This window comes from Brevibacterium sp. Marseille-P9724 (assembly GCF_902500275.1).
Classification (GTDB): Bacteria; Actinomycetota; Actinomycetes; order Actinomycetales; family Brevibacteriaceae; genus Brevibacterium.
In genome coordinates this window covers 293,644-318,755 of record NZ_LR722991.1, presented here as the reverse complement: position 1 = coordinate 318,755, position 25,112 = coordinate 293,644, and the positions used below count along the sequence as shown (strand labels likewise).

Genomic DNA, 25,112 nt, shown 5'->3' with positions numbered 1-25,112 from the left:
CGATGTGGAGTGCCATGTTGGTATGAGTTTAACCACATAACGACAGTAAGGCAAACTAGTTCAAGACGACTACTATGACTGATTCTGCAACTTTTCTGGCGGCTGGAGGTGATCAGGCAGTCAAAAGGGCCGAGCCCTTGCAGAGCTCGGCCCCGGACATCCCCGCTGCTGCGGGGAACACATGTGCTCTAAGGCGAACTACGGCTCATACCCACAAAGCGTCCTGCGCGGCAGGGTGGTGGGTAGGCAGGCGTACATGTCTGCGAGCCGTCTAGGTCCAGGTTTGCAAAGCTTCGCTGCGTTTTACAAACCGCAGGATAGGGGGTGCCCCGGATAGCCGCCCGTTCCCGGGAACCATTCCCGCCCACACCCTTCTGTGACACAGTGACCTCATGCACGGTTTTCGCACATCGGGTTTCTTCGGGCCGAACTATCGGAGCTTCTATTCCCCGCCCTTGCACGTGGCTTCTGCACAGGGTGCGGTCATCACCGCCGATGACGGCACCGAGTATTTGGACGCCTATAACAACGTGCCGGTGGTCGGGCACTCCAATCCGGCTGTTGCAGTTGCGGTGCACACCGCACTCACTAGGGCAAACACCCACACCCGATACGCCGATGCCACTGTTGATGCCTATGCCGACAAACTCGGCGCACTTATGCCAGGCGGTCTTGGGCGGTTGATCTTCACCTGCTCTGGCTCCGAAGCCAACGACCTCGCACTCCAAATAGCCCGCAATGCCACAGGCAAAACGGGCGTCATTGTGACTGACGGCGCCTATCACGGCACCACAACAACAGCGGCTGCGATTTCGCCAAGCCTGATAGGCCTCGACGCGATTCCCGACTGGGTTGAAACCGTGCCCGTGCCGAACCTCGCCAGCTCAACCTTTGACGCCGAACTTGCAGCTTCCGTTGCTCAAGCTGCCGCGAAGCTCGACCAGCGCGGCCACGGGGCAGCCGCCCTCGTCCTCGACTCCGCGTTCACCAGCGACGGAATCCTGGCCGGAACATCCACATTCAGTCCCGGCCGCGACCAACCCCAAACCTCGGCCGCCAATCCCACCCTCACTCAGACAGCCGCTGCAATCCGCCAGGCGGGCGGACTGTTCATTGCCGACGAAGTCCAGGCAGGCTTCTGTCGCACCGGCACCTGGTGGGCAATCAGCGCCTTGGGCGTTGAACCCGACCTGCTAACCATGGGCAAACCCATGGCCAACGGCCTCCCACTGGCCGGACTTGCAGGTCGAGCCGACCTCATTGACGCCTTCGGCAGCAAACAGCGCTACTTCAACACGTTCGCCGCAGGCCCCGCAGTCTGTGCCGCAGGTGCCGCGGTGCTGGATGAACTCGACCGCATCGGCATGCCCGAACGCATCGGTCAGCTCGAAGAAGAGCTGCTGGGCCACCTCGCCCAGGCGCTGAGAGAGTGCCGCCGCCCCATCACGGTGCGCACTTTCGGGCTCATGATCGGCATTGACCTCAGCGCCGCAGACGTCACCGGTGCGGACATCAAACAGGCCATGTACGAAAACGGCGTGCTGGTCGGCACCACCGGCCCTGGCGGCAACACCCTCAAACTGCGCCCACCGCTTGCCATCACCCCTGGCCAACTGGAAAGGATAGCCAATGTACTGGCTGGGACGCTCGCCTGATCGCACACCGGTCACACAGGCTGATCTCGAATCCGTCTTCTCCGCTCTCGAGGTGCCGCTGGGCTGTTCTCTCACTGACCGAACACAGTTCCTAGGGGAGCGGGACCTCATCTTCCGCGCCCGAGCAGGCCAGGTGAGCCCCACCTCGGCAATTGAGGCGCAACAGAAGATCATGGTGAAGATCCTCGACCCCGGCTGGCAGCAGGGAGACCTCGACCTGCAAGATCAGATTGCGATAAAGCTCACCCGCGCACAATCAGATCTGCCCTTCCAGGTGCCGGGTGCCCTCGCTTTGCCCACAGGCGAGCCCGCCGGGGAAGCCGGCAGAATGCGCGTGGAAACGACAGGCGAGCAGTTCTGGGTGCGCATAGCCCCGTGGCTCGACGGTGAGCCCATGGCTTCCGCCGGTGTGCACAGCGAGGACATCCTCGTCCAGCTGGGCAGGGCGACCGCACAGCTTCACCAGGCCCTCAGCGGTGTCGACCCGCAGCTGTGCCCAACCGAACACGACTGGACGATGTACGGCTCCGATCGCCGCATTGAACGCAACCTCGAAGAACTGGGTGACCACGTCGACACTGAGGACCGGAATACCATCCACAGCTTCGTGCAGCACTTTCGGCAAACGGTTATCCCCGCGTGGAACGCACTGCCGACAGCCGTCATCCACCAGGACCTCCACGACGGCAACACCCTGTTGGATGCCAAAGGCAACCTCGCAGGAATCATCGACTTCGGGGACATTGCAACAGCGCCGCGGATTGTCGACTTGGGCATCACCGCATCAGCCGCAACAACACCGCGCACTCCGGGAACCCAGGTCCCACAGCTGCAGGATGTCATTGAGAACCTGTGCCGCGGATTCGAAGAAGTCCAGGCGCTGCGCGCAGACGAAAAGAACCTCATCTGGCCGCTAGCCGTTATGCGCCACTGCCTGGTGTGGACCAACTGGGCTCGAGTCCTGGTGCACGAAGACAGCCAGTACTCCCGCACCCGCTCCGAAAACCTGCTCGAAGTCGTCCGAAAGACAATTGCGGAAACACGCTGAGTGCAGATCGCCTTTGGCGTTGACACACCTGATGTTGACCTGGCGTTAAGGCGTGAGTTGCTTCACAATATGCTTGAACTCTGCGACTGAAAAAACAGCCGCAGGCTTGGGACAATTCGGCCCACGGTCGCTGCACCGCGGATGCGTCTTTCCCAGCATTCCGCCAGTGCCACCGCCAAGCGCGGCGCGCACCCTGACAGGTAAGAGACAAAATGGAGAAGTACACGCCCGCCGTTGACGCTGTCGCCGGCTCGGTTACTGCATCGGCCCTCGTGGGGCTCATTCCGCTGCTGGTGTTCTTTGCAGCGCTCGTCGTTCTCAAGCGCTCAGCCCACACATCGGGCCTCATCGCTCTGATCACCGCAATCGTGGTGGCAGTCGCCGGATTCAAAATGCCGGTCGGCTACGCACTCCTGTCCGCCCTGCAAGGTGCAGCGTTCGGCGTCATGCCGATTGCGCTCATCGTCATCTTCGCCATCTGGCTCTACCAGCTGACCGTCATCAACGGCCGCTTTGAAGATCTGCGCAATATCTTCGACCGCGTGGGCCACGGCGACATCCGCGTCCAGGCACTCCTGATCGCCTTCTGCTTCGGCGGTCTGCTCGAAGCGCTCGCCGGATTCGGCGCACCCGTCGCAATCACCGCAACCATGGTCATGGCCCTGGGCATCAAACCCCTGCGCGCAGCCGCCGCGGTCCTCGTCGCCAACACCGCCCCCGTCGCCTACGGCGCAATCGGCACCCCGATCACCACCGCAGGCAAGCTCACCAACATCGACCCCAACGTCATCGGTGCGATCATCGGCCGCCAATCACCCATCCTGGCGCTCATCGTGCCGCTGATCCTGCTGTTCATCATCGACGGCCGCCGCGGTATCAAAGACCTGTGGCCGATCGCGCTGTGCACCGGCTTCACCTTCGCCGTCTTCCAGTTCCTGTCGTCAAACTTCTTCAGCTACGAACTGACCGACATCGTCGCAGCACTCGGCGGACTGGGCGGCACCATCCTGTTCATGAAGATCTACGAACCCAAAGGCTCGATCGAGGCACGTGAGCGCCTGGGCGTGGCAGAACCGCCGAAGGCCGAAAAGATCAGCGGCGAACGCACCTTCTTCGCCCTGTTTCCCTACCTTGCGCTCATCGTGGTGTTCGGCATCGCCAAACTGGTTCCGCCGGTCACGGCCTTTCTCGCATCGACCGATGTCAAGATTCCCTGGCCGGTCATCCACGAAGCTCTAGTCGACGAAACGGGTGCCGTTCGCGACTCCACAGTCTTCAACTTCTCCTGGCTGTCCTCACCCGGTTCACTGCTGCTGATCACCGGCATAATCGTGGCGATCGTCTACCGCTTCTGCACCTCCGGCGGGAAGTTCCCCTCACCCCTGGGCGGAGCAGCCAAGGAGCTTGGCAACACGTTCTACCGCATGCGCTGGGCGGGTCTGACGATTGTGCTGGTGCTGTCGCTGGCCTACGTTATGAACTTCTCGGGACAGACCATTTCAATCGGCGTGTGGCTGGCCGGCACGGGTGCAGCCTACGCCTTCATTTCCCCGATTCTGGGGTGGGTGGGAACAGCTGTCACCGGTTCGGACACATCGGCCAACGCGCTGTTTGCCAAACTGCAGCAGACCGCGGCAGTGGAACTCAACCTGCACCCCGAACTCACGGTTGCGGCAAACACCTCCGGCGGTGTGGTCGGCAAGCTCATCAGCCCCCAGAACCTCGCGATTGCGGCCACCGCAGCCAATATGCCCGGCCAGGAGTCGGTCATCTTCCGCAAGGTGCTCGGCTGGTCCGTTGTGCTCGTTCTGTTCCTGTGCCTGCTCATCGGCCTGCAGTCCACCCCGATTCTCGGCTGGATGCTCGCAGGCCTCGACCTCGCTCCGATCGGCGGCTGACCGCTGAGGCACACAAGGGACGGCGCGGCCAACGCGCCGTCCCTTGTGTTTGAAATGTAAACTCGCGGTGGAAGGGAGGGCGTATGAGCATCTGGACGATCCTCTGGGTGATCTGGCTCGTGGTGTCCTACACCATCAAAATCATCGCCGTCGGCGTTGTGCCGGAAAACCGCCGCCCGGGAGCGTCAATGGGGTGGCTCATGGCCATCCTCTTCATTCCGCTGATCGGCGTGCCGATGTTCATCATGTTCGGCAGCCCCTACGTCAACGACCGCCGTCAGCGCATCCAAGCTGAAGTCAACAAGCTTCTCGACCAGGGAACGAAAGACGTTCCCGACTGGCCTGACGGCTACGAACCGCCCAGGGACTTCGCGCAGATCATTCAGCTCAACCGCCACCTGACCGGACTGCCGATGGTCGATGCGCGCAAGCTGAGCATGTCGACCGACTACAAGCAGGCCTTTCACGACATGGCCGACGCTGTTGACGCCGCCGAATCCTATGTGCACGTCGAGATCTACATCATGGCGCGTGACGCCCACACGGAGCCGTTCTTCCAAGCGCTCGGCCGGGCCGCACAGCGCGGAGTCAGCGTCCGCGTTCTCCTCGACCACCTCGGTTCGCGCAAGTATGAAGGCTTCCGCGACCTGCAGAAGTGGTTCGACAGCGTGGGCATCGACTGGGAGCTGATGCTGCCCTTCCTGCCGCTGCAGGGGAAGATGCGCCGCATAGACCTGCGCAATCACCGCAAGCTCGTGGTGGTCGACGGAAAGGTCGGCTTCATGGGCTCCCAGAACTGCATCGAGTCCGCCTACGGATCCCAGAAGAACCGAGACGCAGGCCGCCACTGGAACGACATCTGGGTCAAAGTCTCCGGCGAGGTCGTCGCTGAGCTCGAAGCGGTGTTCGCAACTGACTGGTACTCCGAAAGGGAAGAGGCCATCGACATCCGCCCCTACGACTACGAAGGTCGAGAGATTCCGGAATTCGAAGGCAAAGACGCGGCAGTCCAGCTGGTCCCGTCGGGCCCGGGCTTCAAAACCGAACCGAACCTGCGCTGCTTCACATCGCTGATGTACCTGGCCGAAAAGCGCCTGTCGATTGTCAGCCCCTACTTCGTGCCGGACGAAACGATCAAAGCCGCAATCATCACCGCCGCCCACCGCGGGGTCGAAGTCGAACTGTTCGTCAGCGAAAAAGCTGACCAGTTCATGGTCGAATACGCCCAGTCGTCCTACTACGACAGTCTCCTGGAAGCCGGTGTGCGCATCCACCGCCTGCCGAAACCGCAGATTTTGCACACCAAGTGCTTCATAGTCGACGACGACTACGCGGTCTTCGGCTCTTCAAACATGGACATGCGCTCTTTCAGCCTCAACTACGAAATCAGCCTCATGTGCGCCGAAGGTGACTTCGTGTCCGGCATTTCCGATGTTGTCGAGGAGTACCGGACCAGGTGCACCGAGCTGACCTTGGAAGAGTGGCGAGAGCGCGGATTCTTCCGCCGCTACCTGGAGTCGGTGTTCCGGCTGACGTCAGCACTGCAGTAACGCAGATCACCAGGACGCGATAGATTGAGGGCACTTCACATGCAAAGGAGCACAGAAACGTGAGCGAAGAAAACGCCCCAGTCATTCAGCAGCGCGGCCTCTACCTGGACGAAATGGAAGTCGGTGCGGTCTACAGACACGCCCCCGGACGCACCATGACGGAAGCCGACAACACGTGGTTCACCGCCGTCACCATGAACACGCAGGCACTGCACCTGGACGCCGCCTGGTCGGAACAGCAGCCTTTCGGACAGCGCCTGGTGAACTCGATGTTCACACTCGCAACCCTCGTGGGCCTGTCGGTTTCCCAGCTGACTCAGGGCACCATCGTCGGCAACCTGGGCTTCTCCGAAGTGTCGTTTCCCCACCCGATGTTCCACGGCGACACGCTGTACGCCGAAACGAAGATCCTGGACAAGCGCAATTCGAAGTCCAGGCCGGGCCAGGGCATCGTCACGCTTGAACACATCGGCCGCAACCAGGACGGCACAGTCGTCGCCCGGGCTGTGCGGCAGACGCTCATGTTCACCTCTGACCCCAACACGCAGGCGGGCAGCAGCGACAAAACCTCTGCCGACTGACCAAACAACCGAGGAGACCAAGCATGTCGACCATGAAACCCGCCTGGCTTTTTGTCCCCGGCAACCGTCCCGACCGCTACACCAAGGCCGCAGAACGTTCCGACATCGTCATTGTGGACTTCGAAGACGCGGTGGCACCCGATGACAAGGCGGCTGCCCGCCGAGCGTTCCTCGAATTCCAAAACGGTCCTGACCCCCTGGCGCCGGAGCGCACCGTCATACGCGTCAATCCTGCCGGTACGCAGGCCTTTGCCGAGGACCGCAAGCTCATCGGCGAACTGTCCGGCAGCTACAGCTGCATGCTGCCCAAGGTCGAAAGCGCCGAAGACGCCGACAAGCTCGCAGGCCTGAATGTGATTGCGCTGATCGAAACCGCGAAGGGCGCTCTCAACGTCAGCGACATCGCCGCGGCGCCTAATGTGACGGCCCTTATGTGGGGTGCCGAAGACCTCACCGCTGACCTCGGCGGAGGGTCATCCCGCAAGGCCGATGGAACCTATCGCGACTTTGCTCGCCTGGCGCGGGCCAACATGCTTCTGGCAGCCAAGGCTCACGGCAAATACGCGCTTGATTCGATCTGGGCGGACATTCCCAACCTCGAGGGTCTGCGCGCCGAAGCCGAAGACGCCGTGGAATCCGGCTTCGACGGCAAAGTGTCCATTCACCCCAGCCACATCGAGGTGGTGCGCTCTGCTTTCGCTCCAACCTCCGAGCAGATCCACTGGGCCCTCGGTGTGCTGAAAGAAGCTGAAACCTCCAATGGCGTCTTCCAGTACGAAGGGCAGATGATCGACGAGCCCCTGCTGCGCCAGGCTCGCCGCATACGCTCACGCGCCTGAGTCTTTGTGCCCCGTCCCATGTCAGCCGGATAGGGCACAATTGTGCATATGAACCCAATTGTCGAGCAGGTGGAAGCTGTTCTGCATGCAGCACAGGACAACAGCGGTGTGGCCCCCATCGTCCAAGCCGGCCACCCTGTGCTGCGCCGCCCAGCTGTCGCCTACTCCGGGCAGCTGTCAGACGAACAGCTTTTCGGCTTGCTGGAAGTCATGCGGGCAACCATGCACGCAGCCCCCGGCGTGGGTCTTGCCGCACCGCAGATCGGCATCGGGGTGCGCATTGCGGTGATAGAAGACCGGGTGCGACTTCCCGAAGACCAAGCCCGGGAAAGGGAACGCACGCCTCTGCCGTTCATGCCGCTGATCAATCCCAGCTGGCAGCCGCTGAGCAATGAGCGTGCGGCCTTCTTCGAAGGCTGCCTGTCCGTACGCGGCTATCAGGCCGTGACTGCGCGTTTTGCCCACGTGCGCCTGCGCTCAGAAGATCCCGACGGCAACGCGCACAGCCGCGATTTCCGCGGTTGGCCGGCGCGCATCATCCAACACGAACTCGACCACTTAGACGGCGCGCTCTACCTGGACCGCGCTGAAATCCGCTCACTGACAGCTGACGACAACCGAGGACTCACCCAGGGTGATCCCGTATCCGCAGCGCAGATGCTCGGATTCAGCCTTCCGCCCCACACACCACAGGAGAAACCATGAGCTCATTCATTTCTTCGCTGCGCCGCAGGGCAGCAGATTCTCTCGCCGGAACCGCCAGTTCGATTTCGCCGAGTCTTGGTCCGGTCGGCAGCCTGCGCACACTCGGCGCCGATGTCCTCTACAGTGTGGCCGCGGGACTGCGCCCGCGTCACGTGGGCGGCAGCGGTCTTGCCGGTGCGACCGTCTTCGGCGGTCTGCTGGCAGCCTCGGTCGCTCTGGAAGTACAGCAGATCCGCAAAGACGCGGGGTTGGAAGTCTCCGACGATGACTTCGGTGTCATCAGATCCGCGGAGGAAATCGGCGTCGCCAAGTTCGACACCATCCTCAAGTGGGCCGCGCCCGTGGCTGGTGTGGCTTCTGCCGCCGTGTGGCCGGTCAATGCAAAAGCCAATGACTGGATCGACGCCCGCCTTAGCCGCTGGGGTGTTGCTTCGCCAGCACTCGTCACGGGTCTTGCAACCTTCGGTCTCTGCATAGCCGCACGCGCTGTTGACAACATTCTCGAAGACACGCAGTACGTGCTGCCCGACGGCGAACCGACCGTGGTGACTTTGCCGCCGGAAATCCTCGACCTTCTGCAGAGGATCGCCGACCCTGCGATCTCGCCTCTGCCGCAGGTGGCTGAGCAGATCCAGAAGCAGCTGCGCACCGCCTCGTTCACCGTGTGGGCGGATGACGATGAGGGTGCCGCAGACGGCGTGCTCACAGGAGAGGCCCTGCTGAACCGCGAACTGGACTTCGTCACGGTGGAAAACGGCGACGACACCGCAGGCCCGATCGTTCCTCGCACGCACACCTACCCCGTGCGCGGCCGCGTTGCGGTTGACGGGACGGACTACTTGGTCGAGCTGCTCATCGAGGACGGCTGGCTGCGCGAAATCATATTCTTCATCGACTGGGACGAAGAAGGCGACGACTTCGAAGACGCCGAATCTGCGTACAGCCCTGACGACGAACCACAGCTGCTGACCGCCGCGCAGTGGGCAAAGGTCGCTGAGGACGTACTGATCGTGGTCGAACAGTAGGCGAAGGCCGGGCAGCATCAGTGCCCCCACCCTCGGCCGACTGATTGCGGAATAGCCGAAGCAGGTGCGAGGTTATGGGCAGTATGAAGACGCTGACGCTCGCCGCCGGATGCTTTTGGTGCTTGGAAGCCGTCTACAGTCGGACTCGCGGGGTCAGTCGCGTCGAATCCGGCTACATCGGCGGAGATATTCTCGATCCCACCTATGCGCAGGTGGCGTCGGGTATGTCAGGGCACGCAGAAGCAGTGCGAGTGACCTTTGACCCGGCTGTCGTACCCGAAGACGTCATCCTCGGCATGTTCTTCACAAGCCACGACCCCACGAGCCTCAACCGGCAGGGCAATGACGTCGGCACGCAGTACCGTTCGGCCATGTTCTACGAGGACGCAGAACGCAAGCAGCAGTTCCAAGACGCCATCGCACATTGGCAGGAGCTTTTCCCACGGCCGATCGTCACCACCCTGGAGCCCATGAGCCGCTTCTATGTGGCAGAAGACGTCCACCAGAACTTCTACGGGCGCAATCCGGGCAACGGCTACTGCATGTTCGTCATCGACCCCAAGCTGGCACAGGCTCGCGCTCGGTACGCCGAATACATGTATTGACAACACGCAAACGAACGGAAGCTATGACCACCCCACAAGAACCAACAGCGGCAACCCCTCGCCGCCTCGACCCCGTCGAATTCACCGACCCGGTCCTCACCGCGATGAAGAATCGCCGCTCGGTGTCCAAGGTCGGACCCGAAACGCCGACAGACGCACAGCTGCGCGATTTGCTGGCCGCAGTCACACCGGTGGCAGACCACAAGGCGCTGCGGCCGTGGCGGCTGATGACCCTGCGCGGCGATGACCGCCTAGGCCTTGCAGCAGCACTTGACGAAGCCGAAGGAACAGTCCGACCGGCAGGGGAAGTCAATCCCAAGCCGTTTCGGGCCGAACTGCTCATTGCGGTCATCGCCGACCACATTGAGCACCCGAAAGTCCCCCAGTGGGAACAGCACGCAACAGCCGCCGGTGCTGCACACCTGCTGGAACTGGCCCTGTGGCAAGCAGGCTGGGGTGTTATGTGGCGCACCGGCCCGAATGCCAACGCCGAACCCATCCGCCGCTTCCACGGTCTGAAGGACAGCGAGCTCATGATGGGCTGGCTGTACGTGGGCAGCGTGGACGCGGAGTTCCACGAACGCCTGGCCTCGTCACACCGCCGGCCGCTGGATCCTGACGTCTTCCTCGACACCCGGCAGGGGTGGTCTTCACGTCTGTGAAGAAAAGAGCCAAGTGGCGCGGGCCGAAAGTGGCGATGCCCGCGGATATCTGGGTGCTCATCTGCGCGGCGTTCATCGTGGCGATCGGCTTTGGCATCATCGCTCCCGTTCTGCCGCAGTTTGCGCACTCTTTTGACCTGGGAGTCACTGCCACGACAATCGTCGTGAGCTCTTTCGCGTTCTTCCGCCTGCTCACAGCACCCGCCGGGGGTCGCCTGGTCAACAGGTTCGGTGAGCGGCCCATCTACGTTGTGGGGCTGCTGATCGTGGCCGCCTCGACCTTTGCCGTGGCCTTCGCCCAGTCCTATGAACAGCTGCTGGTGTTCCGCTCGCTCGGCGGCATCGGCTCGACCCTGTTCACGGTTTCTGCGATGGCACTGATTGTGCGCATAGCCCCGTACAATGCGCGGGCTCGGGCCACCGGCATGTACGCCACCGCGTTTCTAGTGGGCAATATTGCCGGTCCCGTGGTCGGCGGCCTCATGGCGGGCCTGGGAATGCGGGTGCCGTTCCTCATCTACGGAACCGGTCTGGTCATTGCCGCCCTGGTTGTGCACGTCAAGCTGACCACCGGGCGCAATGACGAGGTGGAGGGCTCGGATTCGCAGGAGGTTCACGAACCCGCCGGGGTCGGCTCTGATGATGCCGCCGATGGTCCCGTGTCACGGCAGGCGGCCGAAGCCGTGACCGCGAAAGAAAACGCCGATCCGCTTCCGCCCATGCGCTTTCGCGAAGCGTGGGCCTTCAAGTCCTATCGTGCGGCACTTGTCGGCGCGATGGCCAACGGTTGGGGTGCCATGGGTGTGCGCACCGCCATATACCCGCTGTTTGCGATCTACGCCCTGCAGGCCGATGCCGCCGCCGCGGGTTGGGCGCTGGCCTTGTTCGCCGCAGGCACCGCTCTGTCGGTCAACACTCTGGGCCGGGCCGCCGATGTGTACGGCCGCAAACCGTTCATCATTGCCGGACTGCTGGTGTTGGGCGGCTCCACGATTGTGCTGGGCCTGTGGCAGTCGTTCCCCGTCTTTCTAGTTCTGTCGGTCATTGCCGGCATTGGGGCGGGAACTGTCAACGCACCACAGCAGGCTGTTATAGCCGACATCATCGGTCCCGAAAGGGCAGGCGGCAAAGTGCTGTCGCGCTACCAGATGGGGATGGACGTCGGCGCTATCTTCGGGCCGATTGTCTCCGGCTGGCTGGCTGACGCCTACGGCTACGGAGTGGCCTTTGCCGCTGCTGGGGCTGTTGTTGTGCTTGCCGGAATCCAGTGGATCTTTGCTGAGGAGACCATGCCTGCCCGGCAGAAGAACAACGCTTAGGCTGTTCGGGCTCAGCTGTAGTGCAGCGGAGTGACCCACACCGCCTCGGCAAGGTCGGGGGCTTGGGCCAGCAGATCGCCGGGGACAATGTGCGCTCCGGGCACGCACCCGTGCTCTTCCGCTGCCGTGAGCACGTCGTTTTCGCTGTCGTCCACCCGATCTACCCGGTGCGGGGCATCAGCCTGGGCTTGAAGCAGCACAACAGCACGGTCGGGGTGATCCATGCGGCCTTCGGCGTCGGGAATCGGATCGCCGTGCGGGTCTGCCGTGGGGTGGCCCATGAGCGCATCGATGCGGGACACGAAAAGATCAGAGACAGCGTGTTCCAGCCGCTCCGCCTCGTCATGGACCTCGGTCCACGAATAGTCGAGCATGCTGACCAGATACATTTCGAGCAGGCGGTGCCTGCGAACCATCTGAACGGCGTGCCGACGGCCGACGTCTGTGAGTCTGACCGGCTTGTACGGGGTGTAGGTGACAAGGTCCGCGGCAGCTAAGCGCTTGACGGTGTCTGTCACACTCGCGGAGGACGTGCCGAACCTTTCGGCCAGAGCCTTCGTCGAAATGGGTCCGCCGCCCCACTCTTCGGCGCTCCAAATGGCTTTGAGGAAGTCCTGGGTGACAGGTGACAGGTGTTCCAGCTCAGTGCTCACGCTTTCACCCTATGCGCACGGGTGCATATGTTGAAAGGGCTGCAGGCTCACTGACGCGCGTGAGCTTCACACGTCGTAGCCCAAGCAGACCAGAACAATGAGCACCGCGTTGAGCGTGACGATGAGGGCTGTTGTCAGCCATGCCGCAGCCTGCAGCGGCAGGGGATTGGCAAACCGGCCCATGATGCTGCGTCTGCCGGTGTAGAACACCAGAGGAATGAGTGCGGCGGGAATGCCGATGGACAGCAGCACCTGCGATACGACCAGAGCAAAGGTGGGGTCGATGCCAAGGGCCAGAATGACCAGAGCGGGGATGAGGGTGGTGAGTCTGCGCCACAGGAGGGGAATCTGCACGTGCAGCAGACCCTTCATGATGGAAGCGCCCGCATAAGAGCCCACCGAGGTCGACGCAAGGCCGGAAGCCAGCAGACCGATGCCGAAGAGCACGCCTATGAAAGGACCCATGGCAGTCGTGATGGCGGCGTGCGCGCCTTCTATGGTCTCGGTTCCCTCCACGCCGGGCAGTGCTGCCGCTGCCAAGAGCAGCATGGCGAGGTTGACCCCACCGGCCAGGATCAGTGACAGGAAAACGTCCCAGCGACTGGCTTTGAGCAGCCGGGCAACAGTGCGTTCGGGGATGTCTGTGCCGAAGCGGTCGCGAATGAGGTCCGAGTGCAGGTAGATGGCGTGCGGCATGACGGTCGCCCCCAAAACGGCCGCAGCCAGCATGAGGGAGCGAGTGTCTTCAAAGCGGGGAATCATGCCCTGGGCCATGCCCGCTGGATCGAGGTCGCTGATGAGCAGACCGGCGGTGAAGCCGATCGTGATGATCACCAGCAGAGCGGTCACAAGCAGCTCGAACAAGCGCTGGCCTGCGCGGTCGGCGGTCGCCAACAGCAGCATGGAGACTGCGCCGATGATCAAACCGCCCCACACCAGCGGAATGTCAAACAGGATGTACAGGGCGATTGCGCCGCCGACGACCTCTGCGAGGTCGGTCGCCGCGGCAACGAGTTCAGCCTGCACCCAGAAGGTCAGTCGGGCGGGCTTCTTCAGCCTTTCGCCCAGCATGCTCGGCAGGCTTTCGCCGGTGACCAAGCCGAGCTTGGCAGACAGGTACTGCACGATCATCGCGGTGAGGTTGGCCGCAATGAGAACCCACACCAGCAGATAGCCGTATTCTGCGCCCGCGCTGAGGTTGGCAGCGACATTGCCGGGGTCCACATAGGCAATTGCTGCAACAAAGGCCGGCCCCAGCAACCACACCAGGCGCTTGCGGTGAACGTGCTGGTGACGCGGATCGCTGATTTCGCCGTTGCGACGGGTCCATTCTGCCATGAAATTAAGTTAGCTTAACTTTTCTTGGCGGCCAAATTCATTCGCCGACTCTGCTTGGACGGGAAGCGGTGGGTGACTCCCGGAGATTCGCCTGCGCGCAGTGTTAATACGACCGTATTGTTGGGTTGAGGTGAATGCGCTAGTCTTGCCGGGTGAAAACTCTGACCCGCCTGAGCCTGAAGCACCGTGCCCTCATCGGACTGATCACCGTAGTGGCGGTGATGTTCGGCTTCATTGCCACAGCCCAACTCAAAAGGGAGCTCTTCCCTTCCTTCGAGCTGCCGCAGGCGGTCATATCCGCTCAATACCCCGGTGCTTCACCCGAAGCCGTGGAGAGCGAAGTCACCGATGTCATCGAAGAGGCGGTAAGCGCCTCCGAATCAGTCGAGTCAGTCAGCTCCACCTCGGCCTCCGGCAAATCCGATGTGACAGCCGAAGTTTCCTACGGAACGTCCTCAGACGACATCGTGCGCGAACTCGAAGGCGCGATTGCCAAAGTCAAAGACCAGCTGCCCGACGGGGTCGACCCCGTGGTCTTCAGCGGTTCAGCAGACGAGTTCCCCGTGGTGGTCATTTCAGCTTCGTCCGACGGCAGCAAAGAAAAGCTGGCCGATGACCTCAATTCTGTTGTTGTTCCAGAACTGAAGAAGCTGCCCGGTGTCAGAGCAGCCGCGGTATCCGGCGCCGACGTCAAACAGGTCAACATCACCGTCGACAAGAAGAAAGTCGAAGACAAAGGCGTCACCGTCGACGAGATCGTCGGAGTCCTTCAGTCCAACGGAGTGGCCGCCTCAGCCGGTGAAATAGAAGGCGACAACGGCGAAGCACCTGTCGAAGTCGGTGTGCGCATCACGAAACTCGACCAGATCCGCGATCTGCGAGTCACGGGCAAAGACGGCCCGGTCAAACTATCCGAGGTCGCTGAAATCGAACAGGTGCCCGCTCCGGTCGAAAGCATTTCGCGCACCAATGGCAAAGAGTCGCTCACCCTGGCGGTGACGAAGACCCCCGACGCCAACACGGTCGATGTTGCGAACGCGGTTCACGACGCACTGCCGAAAACGCAGGAGAAGCTGCGGGGCAACCCCGAATTCACCACCGTGTTCGACCAGGCTCCGTTCATTCAGCAGTCCATTGACGACCTCGTCCACGAGGGTGTCCTCGGCCTGGTGTTCGCGGTGCTGGTCATCCTGGTGTTCCTGTTGAGCGTGCGGGCGACGATCATCACCGCGATCTCCATTCCACTGTCGCTGCTGATCACAATGCTCGGTCTGTGGCTGACAGGCTATTCCCTCAACATGCTCACGCTGTCGGCCCTGACCATTTCGATTGGCCGCGTGGTCGACGACTCGATTGTCGTGATCGAGGCCATTCGAAGGCGTCACTCGATGGGCGGGACGAAGTTCAGCAATATTCTCGCAGCCGTGAGCGAAGTTGCCGGCGCAATCACCGCTTCGACACTGACAACCGTCGCGGTGTTCCTGCCGCTGGTGTTCGTCACCGGCCAGACGGGTGAGCTGTTCCGCCCCTTCGCGCTGACCACCTCGATCGCCCTGCTGGCATCGCTGCTGGTGGCGCTGACGATTGTGCCGGTTCTGGCGTTCTGGTTCCTGCGCTCGCGCGAATCGAAAGTTCGGCTCAGCCGCGAACAGAAGAAGGAAATCGCCGCCCGCCGCAAAGCAGGGCTGCGCGGTCTGCGGGCAAGGCGCAAGAAGCGCCGTGAAGAGGCGAAAGAGAATCCAGCGGCAGTGCCCGATGCTGACGAGTCGGGCACTGCCGACGCTCAGCCGGCTGCTGAAGAAGATTCGGCTGGCGAGGTGGAGCCCGCTTCCGCGGAGAGCTCGGCAGCCGGGGCAGAAAAGGGTGCCGAAGTGAGTTCGGCTGTCGATGAGGGTCAGGCTTCTGAGGCGGGGCCCGCGTCCGAAGCTGGACACAGTGGTACCGACCAGGAAATCGACGAGCTCGAAAGCCTGCGATCACCGGTCACCCGGCTGCAGAAAACGTACACCCCGGTTATCGGCTGGACGGTGCGCCACCCCGTGATCACGCTGGTCGCAAGCGTTCTCGTGCTGGTGCTCACGCTGGGCATGGTGCCAATGCTCAAAACTGACTTCCTCGGTGACATGGGCGCCGACACGCTTGAAGCTCGGCAGCAGTTCCCCGCCGGTGTGGGGCTGGAAGAAGCCGGGAAGATCGCCGAACCGGTTGAGAAAGACATCCTCGCCACAGAGGGAGTCGACGATCTGAGCTTCTCTGTCGGTTCAAGCGAATTCGACTTCGGGGAGGTCTCCGGTTCCGGTCAGCTCAGCGGCATGTACTTCATCAACCTGTCCGAAGGTGCGAGTGCCGACGAAGTCTCAGAGCGCCTGACGGAGAAGTTCAAGGACATGGACCCGGACGAGTCCGGAAACTTTGAAGTCGTCGACAGCGCCGCTCCGGGTGGGTCAACCATTGACATCAAACTGACCTCAAATGACACTGCAGCACTGAAGAAGTCCACAGAAAAGCTCACCAAACAGCTTGAGAAGACCGACGGGGTCAAGAAGGTCGACAACAGCCTGCGCGACGTCGGCAACGTCATCCACATTGACGTCAAACGCAAAAAGGCCGCCGAATACGGCTTGTCAGAAGTACAGCTGGGCCAAATCGTCACGCGCGCCATCAACGGCCAGATGATCGGTCAGGTGGTTCTCGACGACGTGACCAACAGCGTCTATGTGTTCGACGGCGACGCAGAGAGCATCAGCGACCTCGAAGACATGGAACTGACCGTCATGGTCATGCCCGATGGCTCTCCCGTCACCGGCGGAGCTGGTGGTGCCGGAGGAGCCGGCGGGACAGGAGGGCCCGGCGGAGCAGGTGCGCCCGGTGGTGCCGAAGGTCCGAAGGGCGGCGGAAACGTTGCTCAGCCGACCCCGACGCCTTCAGAGAGCCCTGGGGTGGGACCGAAGCCGACGCCAAACGACAAGCCGAAGCCAAGCAAGGAGCCGGAACCTTCCGGTCGCGGAGCAAAAGACGAGAAGCCGCAGGCACCTCGTGGACCTGGACAGGAAGGCGGCCAGAAGCCGAAGGCCCCAGGTGACGGTGGACAGCAGCCCCAGGCGCCGCGCGGTCAGCAGCCGCAGGCACCGGGCGGACCCGGACAAGGCGGACGCCAGCAGCCACAGGGCCCCGGTGACGGTGGCCAGCAGCAGGCCCCTGGTGGCGGTCAGCAGCCGCAGGGCCCCGGTGACGGTGGTCAAATGCCCGGTGGGCCCGGCCAGATGCCTGACGGACAGATGCCCGGTGGGCCCGGACAAATGCCCGACGGTCAGATGCCCGGTGGGCCCGGCCAGATGCCCGGAATGCCGCAGATGCCTGACGGGCAGATGCCGGAGTCTCAGCAGCCGAAAGAGAAGAAGATCAAGCTCAGCGAGGTTGCAAATATCACGCAGGTGAAGACCGCTCCGGTCATCAGCCACTCTGACGGACTGCGCTCGGTGACGGTGTCGGCCACCCCTGACGGCGATGACCTCGGAGCGATTGCTGCCGCTGTGCAGAAGACCGTCGACTCCACGCAGCTGGAACCCGGTGTCGCCCAAGACACCGGCGGTGTATCGGCCGAACAGGCCGATGCGTTCAAACAGCTGGGCCTGGCGATGCTCGCGGCGATCCTCATTGTGTTCATCATCTTGGTGGCCACGTTCCGGTCGCTGCTGCAGCCGTTCATCCTGCTGGTGTCCATCCCGTTTGCCGCGACCGGTTCGATTCTGGCGCTGCTCATCACTGACACACCCATGGGGCTGACAGCCATGATCGGCATGCTCATGCTGATCGGCATTGTGGTCACCAACGCGATCGTTCTGATCGACTTGATCAACCGCTTCCGCGAACACGGCGCAGACCTCAAAACAGCGGTGTTCCATGGAGCCCGCCTGCGCTACCGGCCTATCATCATGACCGCTTTGGCAACGATCTTCGCGCTCGTGCCCATGGCCATGGGGCTCACCGGCGGTGGTGTGTTCGTATCGCAGCCGCTGGCTCTGGCAGTCATCGGCGGCCTGGTGTCGTCGACGCTGCTGACGCTCATTCTGGTGCCGGTTCTGTATGAACTGCTCGAAGGGCACAAGGAGCGCCGTGCAGAAAAGCGGGCGGTCAAGGAAGATGCTCGCGGCGCCGTCATCGACAAAGCTGAGAAGGAAGCTGAAGCGCGGGACGAAGCCGAAGCTGAGGGTCAGCCCCCGGCGGACGCTGAAGCTGATTCTGAAGTCAGCTCTGGTGGGCAGACTGAGGATGAGGCTGACAGCCAGGCTGAGGACGAGGCGGACGCCAGCGACGAAGACCCGTCGGCTGCAGCAGGGGAGCCTTCGGGCGGCAAACTGTCGACGGAACCCATGCCGTCAGTCAAGCCCGAACGCGGAGGCGACGATCAGCAGTGAGCTCAGCGGCGCCTCGTACCCGGAGAGGATGACAAGCCCCACTCGCTGGCGCGCTGAGGTGCTGCTGGTGGCGGGAGTTTCGCTGGGGCAGTCGGCGGTGTATGCCGCTGTGCGTCTGGCGGACATGCTCACGCGCGGTCCGCTTCAAGACAGCACTGCTTCGCTCAATAACAGCCAGTCGACGCGGCCGGTGTTCGACCTCGTGTACCAGCTTCTGGGCATTGGGTTCACGCTCGTGCCGGTGGCGCTTGCGCTGTACCTGCTGTGGCTTGACGGGCAGGGTTCCGTGCTGGAGCGCTTGGGGTTGGGGCGTGGCGCTGGTCGTGATGCGGGCCGCGGCGGTTTCGGTTTTGCTGGTGGTCTCGGTTTTGGCAGCGATGTGCGAGTCAGCCGACGTGACGCGTGGGGCGATGCGTGGCGTGCCGTAGCGCTGTTTGTGCTGATAGGCGCTGGGACGCTGGCGGTTTATGCCGCTGGGCGGGCGCTGGGTGTGACGGCGCAGATTTCGACGAACAATCTCAACGCCGCGTGGTGGACGGTCCCTGTTCTGCTGCTGCAGGCAGTGAAGAACGGTGTGCTGGAAGAAGTGCTTCTGCTGGGCTTCTTCTGGGATCGTCTGGAAAAGCTTCGGTGGTCGCCGTGGGTCATCATTGTGGGACTCGCGATTTTCCGCGGCAGCTACCACCTGTATCAGGGATTCGGCCCTTTCGTGGGCAATGTGCTCATGGGCCTGATCTTCGGCTGGCTGTACATGCGCAGGCGAAGGGTGATGCCGTTTGTGGGTGCGCACTTCCTGCTAGACGCCGTTGGCTTTTTGGTGCCAAGCATCCTGCGCGGCTGAATCTCCGCGGCGGGCTGGCCGAACTCACACGGAGGCTGGGCCAAAGTTGCGCGCAAATGCAGACGCACGCTTTAATGCAGCGCATTTGCGCGCAAAGCTGCATTAAAGCGTGAAACTGCGTTTGGAGCGCGGCAGAGAGCCGAGGCGGCAGGGCTCGCAGCGCGCCTCCGCCCGCAACCGCAGGCTCCGCACCCCTTACAGGACTACGCGGCCATTCGGTGTGGTGAACGTGACGGACATGATGCCCGGTTCGCCGTGCGGGGCCACCCAGTCAATGCCGATTTCAGGAATGGGCTTGTGGGCGTCGGTGCCCAGCCAGTCGCGCACGCGGTCGCGGCTGCCTGCAATCTGCAGCGATTCAATCGCCACGGCGTCTTCGCCGGTGAGTTCGCCGCTGCCGTCGAGTTTGCGCTGTGGGCGGGCCGACGGGTGCATTTCAGCCGGGGAGATCCAGTGGATGAAGTACGGCAGCTGCCCGTCGGCAATGACGCCCTTCACACCGATCTGCTTCCAGTGGATTTCCTCTGACCCCTCCGGGGTGCGGTTGCCGTCGACGGCTTTGCGCTCCAGGCGCTGTTCGACCTTGGCCAGGTTGTTGACGCTTATGCACCACGCCATCCAGCCGCCGCCCTTGGCGGACCGTGCCCTTGCGGCCTGCCCGAACGGCGTTGCAAGCGCTGCCGGGTGTTCGAGGGCTTCGACGACTTCGAGGTAGTGCCCGTTTGCCAGCGGGAAGATCAGGTTCCGCGTTCCGAACCGCGGGTGGATTCCGCCGTCGTAGTAGGTGATTCCGAGTTGTTCCGCCAGGCGGTCGGCTGTGGCCTGCAGGCCGTCCTGCTGAGCGGCGAACGAAACATGGTCCAGATTCATACCTCTGAGCGTGGCACAGATCTCATTTAAGCGAGACTTAGGTATACCTAACTTAGGTGGTTTGCGTGCCTTCTCAGCAGTCTCCACCTGACGAGGCGCCGCCTGTCATCGCGCTGATCTTCGGGTGTTCGCCGGGTGGGGAGGGCATGAAAAAGCGGGTGGGCGCGGCAGTCCGCTCCCACCCGCTTTCAGCTGTGTGCGTGAAGACAGCTGTCAGGCTTCGGCCTTGAACCGGTCAATCGATTCCTGAACGATCTTTTCGGCGACTTCGCGGCCAGCCCATTCGGAGCCCTTGACGAACTTGTTCGGTTCGAGGTCCTTGTAGTGGACGAAGAAGTGCTCGATCGCGTCCAGCTGGAACTTGTCGACGTCCTTGACGTCCTGAATGGCGTCAAAGCGCGGGTCGTCAGCGAGGACTGCGAGGACCTTGTCGTCACCGCCGGCTTCGTCTTCCATGCGGAAAACGCCGATGGGGCGTGCATCCAGCTGGCAGCCGGGGAACACGGATTCGTGCAGCAGGACAAGAACGTCGAGCGGGTCGCCGTCTTCGCCGAGCGTGTCCTCGAAGAAGCCGTAGTCAGTGGGGTAGGCCATCGAGGTGAACAGGTAGCGGTCAAGTTTGACGCGTCCGGTTTCGTGGTCCACTTCGTACTTGTTGCGCGAACCCTGCGGGATTTCGATGGTGGCGAGAAGTTCCAAGAGATTTCCTCCTGCGGATGGATGATTCGGAAAGGATTCCGTGATTTGTAGGCGTCACAATTAGCATAGTGAAGGCCAGAAAGAGGTGAGTAATCGGTGAGCAGTTCAGGTGCCCCCAAAGACGAGCAGGGCGGTGCGCGCGGGCGTCTCAAAGTCACCGCAGGTGTCGCCTCTATTCTTGCTGCACTGCTGACCGGATACGCCGCGCTCGATGCCCTGGACGCGGTTCCCGGCGTGCTCACCGTTGTGCCGACCTCCGGCGGCACCCCGCCTCCGTCGCTTTCGGGAACTGCGCCTCGGGCACTTGACATTTCGGGACTCGACACGAGAGCGCCCGTGCCGAAGAAGATCGCACCGGTTGTCGACAAGGCGTTCAAGGACAGCGGCTTCAAGGGAAAGATCGGCACTGACATTCGGGATGCCGCCACGGGTGAAGTCCTCTACGCCAAAGGCGAAAACACCGGCCGCACACCGGCTTCGGTGACGAAGGTGCTGACATCGGCGGCGGCACTCGGCGCCCTCGGGGCTGATCACACGTTCACAACCGCTGCTCGCCTGGACTCTGCCGAAGACGGCAGCGGGTCGCTGGCGCTTGTGGGCGGCGGTGATGTCATGCTCGGCAAGGGCGAATCCAAGCCCGGTGCCGTCAACGGGCGCGCAGGCCTTGGCACGCTGGCTGAGAACACCGCGCGGGAACTCAAGCACCGTGGTGTCGAAAAGGTCGAGGTCTACGCCGATGTGTCCCGCTACACCGGCCCGCGGTTCAGCAAAGACTGGGATCGCTCCGACATTGAGCTGGGCTTCATCACGAACCTTGACCCCCTCATGGTGCACATGGGTTCGAAGACCGGTGAACTCAAAGCGCCTCGCACACCTGAGCCTGCCCGCGATGCCCTTCGGGACTTTGCAGATGCGCTGACCAAGAACGGCATCGAGGTCAGTGTCCGAAACCCGGACGCGCAGACCGATCCACCGCAGGAAGAAGCCGCGCCGCTGCATCCGGAAGACGCCGAAGGCGACGGCGCTGAACAGCAGGATCAGACCCCGGCAGTGCTTGCCGAAGTACAGTCAGCACCCGTGTCCAGCCTGGTTCGGCACGCCCTGCAGCACTCGGACAACATCGTGTCTGAAGTGCTCGGGCGCGAAGTTGCGCTGGCCCGGGGTGCGGAAGCCTCCGAAAGCTCCGCACCGGCCGAGGTGCTGCGCCAGCTGGGCGACATGGACATCGACACCGGGGACATCCGCCTGTTTGACACATCCGGCCTGTCGTACAAGAACCGCATTTCACCGCACGACCTGACCGGGGTCATTGTAGCTGCCGCACAGTCCGACGACAGCCTGTCGCAGCTCATCCCCGGCATGCCGGTGGGCGGACTCAACGGCACGCTCATCCACCGCTACGGCGAAGGGGGTGCGGCGGGCAGCGTCTCGGCAAAGACCGGCACGCTGGCAACTGTCGCAAGCCTCTCAGGAACCGTCGTCACGGCTGATGGTCGCCTGCTGGCATTTTCGATGATGACCGAAGGCGCAGTGGGCGGGGCGCGTGAAGCAATCGATGCCGCCGTTACCGGTCTGGCCAAGTGCGGGTGCCGTTGACCGTGCGCATTCACGTCCCATCCGCGCTGGCCGCGGCCCGCGAATCCACTCCTGCCGGTCCGAAGGTGACCGCAGCTGATGGCGAAGACCTCGTTCTGGAAATGCGCGATGCGGCCGAAACCTCGTTCGATTTGCTGCTGGACGCCATGTGCCTAAGCCGCGAGGTCGAAGATGCCGCCCGGCAGCGCGCAGCCTCTGACCGAGTGCTCGTAGTCGATCGGATGGGCTGGGTGAAGGCCAACGCGCTCATGCTCACAGAGCTGCTGGAACACCTCGATGGCCCAGGAAGCGGCACGGACGGTGACCGCAGGACACACTCCCGAGGCGGACTCGGCACAGTTCTCGGTGCGGCACGGCAGAAACTCAGCTCGGCCCGTTCCGGTGCCGAAGCACGGTCTGCCGGAGTGCAGCTGGGCACGGTTCTTGGGATCCTGTCGCGCAGGGTGCTCGGGCAGTACGAACCCATGCGCAGGCCCGGTGCGCTGATCCTCAACGCCCCGACCATCCTCGCGATGGAGCAGCGCCTGCAGCTCAATTCCCGCGACTTCCGCCTGTGGGTTGCCTTCCACGAAACAACGCACCGCGTGCAGCTGGCGCTGGCACCGTGGATTCGCGGCGAGGTGATCGACCGCATCGGCCGTCTTCTCAACACAGAAGAATCGCTGGGCGACCTCCTGGCGCAGCTTCCGGCAGCCCTGCGCGGTGAAGTATCCTTGGCACACGCCGCACTCAGCGTCGAGGGTCAGCGGGCAATGGAAGACATCACCGCAATCATGACACTGTTAGAAGGGCACGCCGACGTCATGATGGACCGGGCGGGCAAACGGGTCATTCCCAGTGTCAGCCGTATTCGGCGCGTGTTCGATGCCAGCCGCAGGTCGGACACCGGGCTGCGGGCGGCCGCTATGCGGCTAATAGGTTCAGAAGAGAAACTCGCTCAGTACGAAGACGGCGCGCAGTTTGTGCGAACTGTCAGCAGACAGGCGGGAATGGACGGATTCAACAGGGTGTGGTCATCACCGAGTGCACTGCCGAGCAGCTCGGAACTCCAGCACCCAGAAAGCTGGGTGTCCAGGGTTGTGCCAGACACCCCGGGCACAGTGTAGGAGCTATGGGAACCAGTAAGGACAGGAAAGTGAAACGCGCCAGCGGCGGCAGAGCGCGGGCAGCTGGAAACAGCCCCGCGCCGCAGCACCGTCGGCCGAGCCTTGACCCTGATTCAGCTGCCATTCGCCAGGCCGTGGTCGACTGCCTGCCCGCCAAGCCGGGCCGGTTCATCGTCGCCGTCTCCGGGGGACCGGACTCTGCTGCGTTGGCGGCAGCGTGCGCGTATCTGAACGTGAAGACGGAACACTCATTCACCGCCGTCGTTGTAGACCACGGCCTGCAGTCGGGGTCGGCGCACACGGCCGTGCGCGCAGCCGGAATGGTGCTGGGTCTTGGCCTGCCGGCAGTCGTGCGCACTGTCAACGTCGAGCGCACCGCCAGCGGACTGGAAGCCGATGCCCGCAAAGCCCGCTACCGGGTTCTTGAAAAAGCGCGCATCGCAGCTGGCGCACAGGCTGTTCTCACCGGTCACACGCGCGATGACCAGGCCGAAACTGTGCTGCTGGGACTGCTGCGCGGCTCGGGAAGTCGAGCAGTTGCCGGTATGCGCTCTAAGAAGGGCACGCTGTGGCGGCCCCTGCTCGGCATTGAGCGCAGACAGACCGTGAACTCCGCTTATGCACAGCGGATCCCCGCGTGGCACGATCCCATGAACACCGACCCCGACTACACGCGGGTGCGAGTGAGACAGGAGGTGCTGCCCGCCCTGGCCGACCACCTGGGCGAGGGTGTGAAGGGCAACCTCGCCCGCACGGCCGAACTGGCGGCCTTCGACGCCGACTACCTGGACGAACGGGCAGCCCGCATGGCAGAAAGCCTGATAAAGGCCGATCAGCTCAGCGCACGGACCGCAATGCTGCCGCCGGCGCTGGGCACCCGGGTCGCGCGGACGTGGCTTGCAGCTCAGCTGAAAGAACCGGACCAGCTCACAGCAGAACACATCCTCGGGGCGTGGCGGGCGCTGACCGGCGGAGCCCAGCCGCTGTCCATGCCCGGTGGCATGAGCCTTGTGCGAAACGACCGAGGTGACCTCCACCTCGTGCGCGGTGACGGCAAAACGCCCTGATCTGGCAAAGGTTTCACACACCGGTCGGATGGTCAGCGGGTATGCTGATGGGCGTCTCGGCTGGTGCGAGCAGAAAGGACACCGAGTGGACCAGAACGACCTCGGATCTGATATCGAGAAGATCCTCGTGACGGAAGAGCAGATCAAAACCCGGCTGCGGGAAATGGCTGCCGAAATCGACCGCGACTACGAGGGCAAGGATCTGCTGATCGTCGGTGTCCTCAAAGGCGCTGTCATGGTCATGGCAGACCTGGCGCGCGCTCTGCACTCCCACGTTTCCATGGACTGGATGGCGGTGTCCTCCTACGGATCCGGCACCAAGTCCTCCGGCGTTGTGCGCATCCTCAAAGACCTCGACGAAGACCTCACGGGCCGTCACGTGCTCATTGTCGAAGACATCATCGACTCCGGCCTGACCCTGTCATGGCTGCTGTCAAACCTGAAATCCCGCGGTGCTGCGAGCGTGGAGATCTGCACCATGCTGCGCAAGCCCGAAGCGATCAAGGTCGACATCGACGTCCGCTACACCGGCTTCGATGTGCCCAATGAGTTCGTCATCGGATACGGCCTCGACTACGCGGAGAAATACCGCAACCTGCCGTTCGTCGCCACACTGGCGCCGCACGTCTACAGCTGA

At 62.8% G+C, this 25,112-nt stretch carries 21 protein-coding genes; 17 read left to right on the top strand and 4 right to left on the bottom strand.

Annotation, left to right across the window (positions count from 1 at the left end; translation table 11 throughout):
- Window positions 1–392: 392 nt before the first annotated feature.
- The 11 genes from GC119_RS04280 (at window position 393) to GC119_RS04230 (ending at window position 11,887) form a co-directional block, all read left to right on the top strand.
- Entirely contained in the window at window positions 393–1,655 is a 1,263-nt protein-coding gene (locus tag GC119_RS04280) for an aspartate aminotransferase family protein (RefSeq protein WP_070776606.1), read from the top strand.
- A complete protein-coding gene (locus GC119_RS04275) occupies window positions 1,630–2,703 on the top strand; it encodes a phosphotransferase (RefSeq protein ID WP_070776605.1) in 1,074 nt (357 codons plus the stop codon). The genes GC119_RS04280 and GC119_RS04275 overlap by 26 nt, the downstream gene beginning before the upstream one ends.
- Before the next feature lie 212 nt (window positions 2,704–2,915).
- Window positions 2,916–4,601: an L-lactate permease gene (locus tag GC119_RS04270; protein WP_070776604.1), complete on the top strand. Its 1,686-nt coding sequence runs from the start codon at window positions 2,916–2,918 to the stop codon at window positions 4,599–4,601.
- An 83-nt stretch (window positions 4,602–4,684) separates the two neighbouring features.
- Entirely contained in the window at window positions 4,685–6,151 is a 1,467-nt protein-coding gene (gene cls / locus GC119_RS04265) for a cardiolipin synthase (protein WP_070776603.1), read from the top strand.
- Window positions 6,152–6,210: 59 nt separating this feature from the next.
- A complete protein-coding gene (locus tag GC119_RS04260) occupies window positions 6,211–6,732 on the top strand; it encodes a MaoC family dehydratase (RefSeq protein WP_070573243.1) in 522 nt (173 codons plus the stop codon).
- A gap of 23 nt (window positions 6,733–6,755) precedes the next feature.
- Window positions 6,756–7,571 carry an HpcH/HpaI aldolase/citrate lyase family protein gene (locus GC119_RS04255; protein ID WP_151952511.1) on the top strand — a complete coding sequence of 272 codons (816 nt, stop codon included), beginning with the start codon at window positions 6,756–6,758 and terminating at the stop codon, window positions 7,569–7,571.
- A 48-nt stretch (window positions 7,572–7,619) separates the two neighbouring features.
- Window positions 7,620–8,276, top strand: a complete 657-nt coding sequence (locus GC119_RS04250) for a peptide deformylase (protein WP_151952510.1) — start codon at window positions 7,620–7,622, stop codon at window positions 8,274–8,276.
- Window positions 8,273–9,301 (top strand): hypothetical protein, encoded by a 1,029-nt coding sequence (locus GC119_RS04245; protein WP_151952509.1) that lies wholly within the window; start codon window positions 8,273–8,275, stop codon window positions 9,299–9,301. Before GC119_RS04250 ends, GC119_RS04245 begins: the two co-directional genes overlap by 4 nt.
- Before the next feature lie 83 nt (window positions 9,302–9,384).
- The gene (msrA, locus tag GC119_RS04240) at window positions 9,385–9,906 is read left to right on the top strand and encodes a peptide-methionine (S)-S-oxide reductase MsrA (protein ID WP_070776599.1); all 522 of its coding nucleotides are present in this window, start codon (window positions 9,385–9,387) and stop codon (window positions 9,904–9,906) included.
- A gap of 23 nt (window positions 9,907–9,929) precedes the next feature.
- The gene (locus GC119_RS04235) at window positions 9,930–10,568 is read left to right on the top strand and encodes a nitroreductase family protein (protein ID WP_226829241.1); all 639 of its coding nucleotides are present in this window, start codon (window positions 9,930–9,932) and stop codon (window positions 10,566–10,568) included.
- 35 nt (window positions 10,569–10,603) lie between these two features.
- A complete protein-coding gene (locus tag GC119_RS04230) occupies window positions 10,604–11,887 on the top strand; it encodes an MFS transporter (RefSeq protein ID WP_151952508.1) in 1,284 nt (427 codons plus the stop codon).
- Between the two features lie 11 nt (window positions 11,888–11,898).
- On the opposite strand, the gene GC119_RS04225 is transcribed toward GC119_RS04230, so the two are convergent.
- Both GC119_RS04225 and GC119_RS04220 read right to left on the bottom strand, forming a co-directional pair.
- On the bottom strand, window positions 11,899–12,540 hold the full coding sequence (locus GC119_RS04225) for a metal-dependent transcriptional regulator (protein ID WP_070573250.1): 642 nt from the start codon (window positions 12,538–12,540) through the stop codon (window positions 11,899–11,901).
- A 66-nt stretch (window positions 12,541–12,606) separates the two neighbouring features.
- Entirely contained in the window at window positions 12,607–13,878 is a 1,272-nt protein-coding gene (locus GC119_RS04220) for an Nramp family divalent metal transporter (protein WP_226829239.1), read from the bottom strand.
- A gap of 152 nt (window positions 13,879–14,030) precedes the next feature.
- Here GC119_RS04220 and GC119_RS04215 point away from each other — a divergent pair, with 152 nt between their 5' ends.
- Window positions 14,031–18,296, top strand: coding sequence for an efflux RND transporter permease subunit (locus GC119_RS04215; protein ID WP_226829237.1), 4,266 nt, complete (start codon window positions 14,031–14,033; stop codon window positions 18,294–18,296).
- A gap of 28 nt (window positions 18,297–18,324) precedes the next feature.
- Window positions 18,325–19,137, top strand: a complete 813-nt coding sequence (locus GC119_RS04205; RefSeq protein ID WP_151952507.1) for a CPBP family intramembrane glutamic endopeptidase — start codon at window positions 18,325–18,327, stop codon at window positions 19,135–19,137.
- A 195-nt stretch (window positions 19,138–19,332) separates the two neighbouring features.
- Here GC119_RS04205 and GC119_RS04200 read toward each other — a convergent pair whose 3' ends face one another.
- Together GC119_RS04200 and GC119_RS04195 are read right to left on the bottom strand one after the other, a co-directional pair.
- Entirely contained in the window at window positions 19,333–20,007 is a 675-nt protein-coding gene (locus GC119_RS04200; protein ID WP_070776589.1) for a VOC family protein, read from the bottom strand.
- A gap of 213 nt (window positions 20,008–20,220) precedes the next feature.
- Window positions 20,221–20,706 (bottom strand): inorganic diphosphatase, encoded by a 486-nt coding sequence (locus GC119_RS04195; protein ID WP_019174538.1) that lies wholly within the window; start codon window positions 20,704–20,706, stop codon window positions 20,221–20,223.
- Between the two features lie 96 nt (window positions 20,707–20,802).
- Between GC119_RS04195 and dacB the strand changes: the two genes are divergently transcribed.
- The 4 genes from dacB (at window position 20,803) to hpt (ending at window position 25,112) form a co-directional block, all read left to right on the top strand.
- Window positions 20,803–22,302: a D-alanyl-D-alanine carboxypeptidase/D-alanyl-D-alanine-endopeptidase gene (gene dacB / locus GC119_RS04190; RefSeq protein WP_070776588.1), complete on the top strand. Its 1,500-nt coding sequence runs from the start codon at window positions 20,803–20,805 to the stop codon at window positions 22,300–22,302.
- 2 nt (window positions 22,303–22,304) lie between these two features.
- A complete protein-coding gene (locus tag GC119_RS04185) occupies window positions 22,305–23,408 on the top strand; it encodes a zinc-dependent metalloprotease (RefSeq protein WP_193215612.1) in 1,104 nt (367 codons plus the stop codon).
- A gap of 29 nt (window positions 23,409–23,437) precedes the next feature.
- The gene (tilS, locus tag GC119_RS04180) at window positions 23,438–24,475 is read left to right on the top strand and encodes a tRNA lysidine(34) synthetase TilS (protein ID WP_176747320.1); all 1,038 of its coding nucleotides are present in this window, start codon (window positions 23,438–23,440) and stop codon (window positions 24,473–24,475) included.
- An 85-nt stretch (window positions 24,476–24,560) separates the two neighbouring features.
- Window positions 24,561–25,112 (top strand): hypoxanthine phosphoribosyltransferase, encoded by a 552-nt coding sequence (hpt, locus tag GC119_RS04175; RefSeq protein WP_070573273.1) that lies wholly within the window; start codon window positions 24,561–24,563, stop codon window positions 25,110–25,112.

Coding starts and splice junctions, on each gene's coding strand:
- GC119_RS04280 (WP_070776606.1), top strand. CDS start 393: ATGCACGGTTTTCGCACATCGGGTTTCTTCGGGCCGAACTATCGGAGC.
- GC119_RS04275 (WP_070776605.1), top strand. CDS start 1,630: ATGTACTGGCTGGGACGCTCGCCTGATCGCACACCGGTCACACAGGCT.
- GC119_RS04270 (WP_070776604.1), top strand. CDS start 2,916: ATGGAGAAGTACACGCCCGCCGTTGACGCTGTCGCCGGCTCGGTTACT.
- cls (WP_070776603.1), top strand. CDS start 4,685: ATGAGCATCTGGACGATCCTCTGGGTGATCTGGCTCGTGGTGTCCTAC.
- GC119_RS04255 (WP_151952511.1), top strand. CDS start 6,756: ATGTCGACCATGAAACCCGCCTGGCTTTTTGTCCCCGGCAACCGTCCC.
- GC119_RS04250 (WP_151952510.1), top strand. CDS start 7,620: ATGAACCCAATTGTCGAGCAGGTGGAAGCTGTTCTGCATGCAGCACAG.
- GC119_RS04245 (WP_151952509.1), top strand. CDS start 8,273: ATGAGCTCATTCATTTCTTCGCTGCGCCGCAGGGCAGCAGATTCTCTC.
- msrA (WP_070776599.1), top strand. CDS start 9,385: ATGAAGACGCTGACGCTCGCCGCCGGATGCTTTTGGTGCTTGGAAGCC.
- GC119_RS04235 (WP_226829241.1), top strand. CDS start 9,930: ATGACCACCCCACAAGAACCAACAGCGGCAACCCCTCGCCGCCTCGAC.
- GC119_RS04230 (WP_151952508.1), top strand. CDS start 10,604: ATGCCCGCGGATATCTGGGTGCTCATCTGCGCGGCGTTCATCGTGGCG.
- GC119_RS04220 (WP_226829239.1), bottom strand. CDS start 13,878: ATGGCAGAATGGACCCGTCGCAACGGCGAAATCAGCGATCCGCGTCAC.
- GC119_RS04205 (WP_151952507.1), top strand. CDS start 18,325: ATGACAAGCCCCACTCGCTGGCGCGCTGAGGTGCTGCTGGTGGCGGGA.
- GC119_RS04200 (WP_070776589.1), bottom strand. CDS start 20,007: ATGAATCTGGACCATGTTTCGTTCGCCGCTCAGCAGGACGGCCTGCAG.